Raw genomic sequence first — 7,083 nt, forward strand, 5'->3', positions numbered from 1 at the left:
TTTTGATTCCTTCACTTAATGCAAGCATCATTTATACCACTCGTAAGCGATTTATTTTCTCAGAATATCACAGAAACTCATAAAAGAAAAGCTACCTAACCTTAATAATGATTTTTCCTCTCGACCGACCTGTTTCAACGTAAGTAAGTGCTTCATTCGTTTGTTCAAATGGAAATACTTTGTCAATAACTGGTTTAATGATACCTGCCTCAATTAATTTTGTTATTTCATTTAATTGCTTTCCTTCGGCTCTCATGAATAGAAATTGAAATTTCACGCCAAGTTTCTCAGCTTTTTTCTTGGCACTCGAACTTAAAAGTTTGGTAACAAATTTCAAATACCAAGGTAAGCCAATTTTTTCTGCAAACTCTGGAGTGGGCGGACCTACTAAAGAAATAAGCTGCCCACCTTTTTTCAAGATACCCAATGATTGCTCTAAAACTTTTTTTTCACGGTTGCTATGTAGCACCATATCATAGTCTTTTAATATTTCAGAAAAATCTTGTGTTTTGTAATCAATCACCAAATCCGCACCAAGGCTTTTTACTAACTCAATATTAGAAGCACTTGTGGTTGTAGCAACAAAAGCACCTAAATATTTTGCCAACTGAATGGCAAAAGTGCCTACCCCACCCGAGCCTGCTTGAATAAAAACCTTTTGCCCTTTTTTTACATTCGCAATTTCAACCAATGCTTGCCAAGAAGTTAAACCAACCAAAGGAATAGAGCCAGCTTCTTCCATAGAAAGATTTTTGGGTTTGAATGCCACATCATTTTCATCAACAGAAATGTATTCGGCAAACGTACCAATCCTGTAATCAGATACACGAGCATACACTTCATCACCAACGTTAAACTTTCTAACTTTTGACCCTATTTTAGTGATAACTCCAGCAACATCATGTCCGTTTACAAATGGTGGTTTGTAGGGTAAGAACAATTTAAACTCCCCATTTCTAATAAGAGAATCTAATAAATTAACACCTGCTGAATGGATTTCAATCAAAACATCATTTTCATTTACGGTTGGTTCGGCCCAATCAGTGAGAAGTAGTTTTTCTTTTTTGCCGTAGCTTTTTACGATGAATGCTTTCATTTTTTTGAAATTGATTTAATTAAAAATGGTATTTTTTAAAACTCTCCGTGGTAATGAAATATTCCACGATGTCCTGAATTTGGGTAAATTACTACGAGTTCAGCATTCGAAAACGCTATGCCATAAGAACGGTGAGCGAATTTAATCCTATTAGCTTCTACAAATTAAGTAGAAACAGTATCATAAGAATTCTTTCTACATTGAACATTCATTGTTGTCATTATTAGCAAAAACATTTTTCATTTTAAGTATTATTCAATTGTTTTAGAATCATTTTTTCCAAAATACCATAAGCAAAATGTTGTAAAAGAATCAAAACGGATAAACCTTTCCCAACCAGATTTCTAAATTCAGGTTTATCAGTTTCAACCACTTTAAGCACCTTTTCGGCAACTATTGCAGGGTCTTCACCTTGTTCTACTATGAAATCGGCGTATTTTTCACTTTTATTTCTTAATGAATTGTAATCCTCAATTCTGTTTAAGGTTGTTGATGAGTTTTCCATAATATTTGTTTTGAATGAACCTGGTTCAATCATTGCCACACGAATATTAAACTCAGTTAATTCAAAGCGTAATGCTTTGTAATACCCTTCTAAAGCGTGTTTGGAAGCGGCATAATAAGCTGTACTCGGAAAAGCAACCAGCCCTGTAATTGAACCAATCGTGATTATTTTACCCGATTTTTGTTTTCTAAAATAGGGCAAAATGGCATTGGTAACCTTGATAGTTCCCCAAAAGTTAGTTTCAAATTGTTTTCTGCCCAACTCTATCGGTATTTCTTCTGCAATACCATTTACTAAAAAGCCTGCATTGTTTATAAGTATATCTAACTGACCTATTTCTTTAAAAATCCTATCAGGCAAAGTAGTTATAGATTGGTCTGAATCAAGGTCTAAGGCTATCATTTTGAATGGTACCTTTGACGCATATTTTTCAGGATTGCGACTTGTTCCTATGATATTGTAACCCTTTTTGTGTAGGTCGTTGGCGATAAGTAAACCAAAGCCAGAACTTGCACCAGTTACTAAAATATTTTTGCTCATTTTTATCGGTATTGAAATTTAACACGTAATTTTACTTGCAAATTGCAAGTGCAAATGTACGAATCACTTTCAAAATGCAAGTAATTATTTCAATAAATTTTAAAATATTATCGTAAAATGTCAAAAATGAGGTCAGAATGCCCAATAAGTTGTTCTCTTGAAATATTTGGTGACAAGTGGTCTTTGCTGATTGTCAGAGATTTAATGCTTCATCAAAAGTCAACTTATGGAGATTTTTTGAAATCGGCGGAAGGAATCGCCACTAATATATTAGCCGCAAGACTGCAAGCTCTGGAAGAAAATAAGATTATTGAAAAGCGAGAACACCCTGATAGCAAAGCAAAAGTTTTGTATCGGCTTACTCACAAAGGAATTGATTTATTACCAATTTTATTTGAAATTCACCTTTGGGCAGAAAAGTATTTCACCATTCCCGAAGAGTTAAAGGAAATGGTAAATGATGCCAAGAAAAACAAAGAAACAGCCATAAAAACCATTACGGAGCAATTGAAAAAGCAACTGGAGGAAGAGAAAAGTATCGTGTAAAAGTCAATAATTTTGCTCTTCGGTAATAAATTGTCCAACGTGATATTTTTACAAAAGTAACTGCTTTCCCAAAAAGAGCGTTTGGGCATCTTGAGAAAGTACCTGTTTCTAAATCATATATCAGGTCTATTTTACTTTTTTAACATCAAGAATTGAATCTGAAATAAAATTTTGTCGGGTTAAATATTTAGCTTTTTTTATTAATCCGTATTTTCATAAGCTTAAAAGTATGATACTTTTCCAAGTGGACATAATGTCCACTTGGAAAAAAGTCCCCTTAAATATTTCCGAATTAGTTTCTATATTTTTGTAGACTGTTGGATTAACTATTCGTAATGACCTGATAATCAAGGTATATCTATTTTTGATTTTATGACAAAAGTCTATCAATAACCCTCTGAAATAAGGTAAGGGGACTTTTTTTAGTTTAATAATAGATAGGAAAATCCATTCAATAAACATTTATAACTTATTGATAATCATATAGTTATAAATAAAATACAATCATTTTATTACCCAAAAAATCAAAATTAAACCTTTAAGGGGACTTTTTTTAGGATTATCGCCCGATAAAATCTTAAATTGAAGCCTAAGAGCCTTAAAAAGGTGTAATTATAGTATTTAGCCGCACATATTTTACCCGATTCATTCATCAATGTAGATATTAATACATTGATTATCAATTACTTATTATGCTAAGGGGACTTTTTTTAGAATTGCCTACTATTTAATTTTCATTAAGGAGTTTATTATCTTTTAAGATGTTAATCTATTTTTTGAGCGTCAAGTACATGATTTTATTAGCAAGCAAAGGGTAAAATACTTTTATTTTTAGTAATTTTTCATGAATTTTTAGATTTATCAATAAAAATTTGATGATTTAGGGGCTTCCTAACCTACTGATAATCAATAGATTACAATCCGTAAGGGGACTTTTTTTAGCCGTAAGGGGACTTTTTTATGAAAATTTCCGCCGTAAGGGGACTTTTTTTAGCCGTAAGGGGACTTTTTTATGAAAAAATATTTATATTTGTTAACAATATCCATTGATAATCAAATTGTAAGAAAATGTTTTCACCAAATTTAGATAATCAGATTATTCTTGAGCCAAATGAATATTTGGAGCAGGAATATATTGAACATAGAAGTCATAACTATTTACCTCAAAAACTAATTATCAGTCAAATTGATTTTACAAGAATTGAGCAGAAAATGTATGAAATGTTTGTGAATCAAATTAACTATGAAAAAATCGACCGTGAAAAAGGCTTAATGATTAAAATTCCCATCGCTTTTGTAAAACAATTCATGACAGTCGAGCAAATTAAGGAAACAACTGCGAAAATGTCAGAGAAGAAAATGACATTGTACGACGTTAACCACCCTGAAATAGAGTTCAGACATTTACCGATATTTTCTGAAATTAGTTATAACTACAAACAAAGTGGCTACTTAGTCTTTAAATCTAATCCTGAGATTTCGGAATATTTGATTTTGGGGAATAAATATGCAAAATATGATTTCATTACTGTTTTAAACTTTAAACATACATACTCCACTTTACTCTATAAATTATTAAAAAGCCACATTGGACAAAATAGATACTCATTTATTTATTCCATTGCTGAACTTCGTAAACTTTTAAATGTTCCAGAAGGAACATATCAGAATTTAAAAGATTTTAAACGAAAAGTGTTAAATACAGCGATGGATGAAATTAATACAACTCCAAAGTCGCCAGTTAAATTTGAATACAAACACTACGGAAATAAACAACGGAATGTTACGCATTTAGAGTTTAACATCAGTACGATATTTGATTCTGTCAATGCAGATAAAAGTGAATTTGTACAAGCTGTACAAGTTAATCCTAAATTGGTATTCGAACATTTGCATGAAATTCTTCTCAAAAACTATAATCTGAAAGAAAAACACCGAAGTGAAATTTTGAGTAGAAAAGATTTAATTGACAAATTTGTTACCCTTCATATTGAATTTGAAAATGGAATGTATCCAAAGGTCAAAAACAAAACGGCCTATATACTCACCTGCTTAGGGATTGTCAACAACAAAAAGTAAGGCATCTCATAAATAGAACAAAATCTGACCATTTTATTCATTTGTATATGTATTACATTTTCCAAGTGGACAATATGTCCACTTGGAAAATGTAATACATATTTGTATAAATATACAAATAAAATATACAAAATTGTATAAGAAAACTGTATATTTGTTACTATTAAAAATACTTACAAAAATGAATATTGAGAAAATTGAGAAATTCTTAAAAATGAAATCCTCACTAAATGTATCTGGTCTTGAAAAAGAAGCAGGCATAAAAGGGAGAGCATTATCAATTGCCTTATCGGATAAAAAAGATTTGTCTGATAAAAATTGGCAAAAATTACTTCCCATTCTAAATAGTTATGGTTTTGGAAATTTACCCAATAAAGCAAAAATAATCTCAATTGTTAATAATAAGGGCGGTGTTGGCAAAACAACAACTACGGCCGTTTTGGGTGAAGCAATGGCTCGGCGAGGCTTAAAAGTCTTAATGGTCGATATGGACTCACAGGGAAATTTATCTCAAATATTTGAAGTTTGTACAGAAAATGGTCAAGTGGCAGATTCAATGCTTGAGATAGATATAATTTTAAATCAAGTACAAGTCAATGAAAATTTATTCATCGTTCCATCTGATTTAAAATTACAAAAAATAGAATCAGAACTTTTAACAGCAATCTCAAATCAGCATCGTCTAAGTGCAGCGTTAAATATAACCTTAATTGAAAATTATGATTTTGTTTTGATTGATTGTCCTCCAAGTTTAGGATTACTCACTCAAAATGCCATTAATGCAAGTCATAGCTGTTTAGTAACCGTACAGCCAGAATCCAGTGCCGTAGTAGGATTAGATACCATATTTAAAGTCGTTAGCGATATTGGAAAATATAGTGGAAAAAATGTAGCAATTGAAGGTATCTTATTTACGATGGTTGAAAAAAATATGGTGCATGAGGGTTTTAAAAAATTTGTGAGAGAGACTTATGCCAATGTAAAAGTTTTTGATACTGAAATAAAGAAGAATGTAGATGTATCGAAGGCACAGGCGATGAAAGAACAGCTTTTTAATTTCAAAAGTAAATCAGTTGTAGCAGTAGCTTATGACGAATTAATTGATGAAATACTAAACTAAAACTTAATCATGAAAAGAGATATTAGAGATATAATTCAGGCAAAAGCGAAGACAACTGTTACAAATAATTTATTAAGTGACGAAGGAATCAAAAAAAATATTATCATACTACCAATTCTGAAAGATTTAATTAGACCTTTGGAAAATGATGAAATTGAACAACTTAAAAACAATATTATTGCCAATGGATGTCAAGATAGTTTGAAAATTTGGCAAACGACTCAAAAAGTAGTCAACGCTAATGCCCTCACAAATGAAGAACAATTTGTCCTCATCGACGGGCATAATCGCTATAAAATTTGTTCTGAAAATAATATACCTTTTGCCGTGAGCATCATGAAATTTCAAACACTTGATGATGTGATTTCGTGGATGATTGACTTGCAATTGGGAAGACGAAATATGTCACCCAATGAGATTGCCTATTATCGAGGTTTAAAGTATAATCAAGAAAAAAAAATAGAAAAAACGGATAATTTTTCAAGTACGGGGACTTCCCTAAAAACTTCTCAAAAATTAGCCCAGCAATACGGAATCAACGAAAAAACAATCAGAAGAGATGCAGAATTTTCGAAAGGAGTAGAAAGTTTATCTCCAGAATTAAAAAGAGAGTTTTTAAATGGGAAAGTGAAAGTTTCTAAAAAAGACCTTGAAGAACTTGGCAAAATTGGTGTGGTTGAAAAAATTGAAACCGTAGAAGCCATAACCACTTATATCAATCCCAAAGAAATTGAAGTAACAACGAAGCAAAGTAAAGCAGAATCTGTAAGAGCAAAAATAAAAAATGCTCAATATTTAGACATCACTGTCTCAATTCGGGGAAAATTTTTACTTGAAAATGGATTAGTTGATATTTGGAAAGATTTAAGAAATTTTCCCGCTGATACACTAATTGATGATGCTTTTGAAGATTCGGTTTCGATTTACCAAGCCCAAATTTTAGGCTTAATAAAAGAAATATAAAATTTTAGATTTAAACATTGAGCATTCCCTATCTATTAAAAGAAATATCCAAAATCTACCTCTTCTATCAACTGCTCAACAAGCGTATTACTGAACTTTACAAAAGTTATTAAATCTAAACGGACTTATATACTTATTAATGCAAAACCTCACCCCCGACCCCTCTCCGATGGAGAGGGGAGAGAAAAGCGGAAGAATGCTCCCCTCTCCATCGGAGAGGGGCTGGGGGTGAGG

At 31.7% G+C, this 7,083-nt stretch carries 6 protein-coding genes; 4 read left to right on the forward strand and 2 right to left on the reverse strand.

The annotated features are described in order from the left end of the window. Positions 1-91: 91 nt before the first annotated feature. Both VB796_RS22775 and VB796_RS22780 read right to left on the reverse strand, forming a co-directional pair. Positions 92-1,096: an NADP-dependent oxidoreductase gene (locus VB796_RS22775; RefSeq protein ID WP_323348900.1), complete on the reverse strand. Its 1,005-nt coding sequence runs from the start codon at positions 1,094-1,096 to the stop codon at positions 92-94. A 244-nt stretch (positions 1,097-1,340) separates the two neighbouring features. Continuing rightward, the gene (locus VB796_RS22780; protein WP_323348901.1) at positions 1,341-2,141 is read right to left on the reverse strand and encodes an SDR family NAD(P)-dependent oxidoreductase; all 801 of its coding nucleotides are present in this window, start codon (positions 2,139-2,141) and stop codon (positions 1,341-1,343) included. 126 nt (positions 2,142-2,267) lie between these two features. On the opposite strand from VB796_RS22780, the gene VB796_RS22785 reads away from it, so the two are divergent. The 4 genes from VB796_RS22785 to VB796_RS22800 all read left to right on the forward strand — a co-directional run bounded on the left by VB796_RS22785 (position 2,268) and on the right by VB796_RS22800 (position 6,849). Continuing rightward, complete coding sequence (locus VB796_RS22785) at positions 2,268-2,687, forward strand: helix-turn-helix domain-containing protein (protein ID WP_323348906.1); 420 nt, start codon at positions 2,268-2,270, stop codon at positions 2,685-2,687. Positions 2,688-3,755: 1,068 nt separating this feature from the next. Next, the gene (locus VB796_RS22790) at positions 3,756-4,766 is read left to right on the forward strand and encodes a replication initiation protein (RefSeq protein WP_323348902.1); all 1,011 of its coding nucleotides are present in this window, start codon (positions 3,756-3,758) and stop codon (positions 4,764-4,766) included. 214 nt (positions 4,767-4,980) lie between these two features. After that, positions 4,981-5,886 (forward strand): ParA family protein, encoded by a 906-nt coding sequence (locus VB796_RS22795; RefSeq protein ID WP_323348903.1) that lies wholly within the window; start codon positions 4,981-4,983, stop codon positions 5,884-5,886. 9 nt (positions 5,887-5,895) lie between these two features. After that, positions 5,896-6,849: a hypothetical protein gene (locus tag VB796_RS22800; protein WP_323348904.1), complete on the forward strand. Its 954-nt coding sequence runs from the start codon at positions 5,896-5,898 to the stop codon at positions 6,847-6,849. The last annotated feature ends 234 nt before the right edge of the window (positions 6,850-7,083 follow it).

The organism is Arcicella sp. LKC2W (assembly GCF_034931005.1).
Classification (GTDB): Bacteria; Bacteroidota; Bacteroidia; order Cytophagales; family Spirosomataceae; genus Arcicella.

What these genes read in the sequence shown, in the direction of transcription:
- VB796_RS22775 (WP_323348900.1), bottom strand. Translation starts at nt 1,096, where the DNA reads ATGAAAGCATTCATCGTAAAAAGCTACGGCAAAAAAGAAAAACTACTT.
- VB796_RS22780 (WP_323348901.1), bottom strand. Translation starts at nt 2,141, where the DNA reads ATGAGCAAAAATATTTTAGTAACTGGTGCAAGTTCTGGCTTTGGTTTA.
- VB796_RS22785 (WP_323348906.1), top strand. Translation starts at nt 2,268, where the DNA reads ATGAGGTCAGAATGCCCAATAAGTTGTTCTCTTGAAATATTTGGTGAC.
- VB796_RS22790 (WP_323348902.1), top strand. Translation starts at nt 3,756, where the DNA reads ATGTTTTCACCAAATTTAGATAATCAGATTATTCTTGAGCCAAATGAA.
- VB796_RS22795 (WP_323348903.1), top strand. Translation starts at nt 4,981, where the DNA reads ATGAAATCCTCACTAAATGTATCTGGTCTTGAAAAAGAAGCAGGCATA.
- VB796_RS22800 (WP_323348904.1), top strand. Translation starts at nt 5,896, where the DNA reads ATGAAAAGAGATATTAGAGATATAATTCAGGCAAAAGCGAAGACAACT.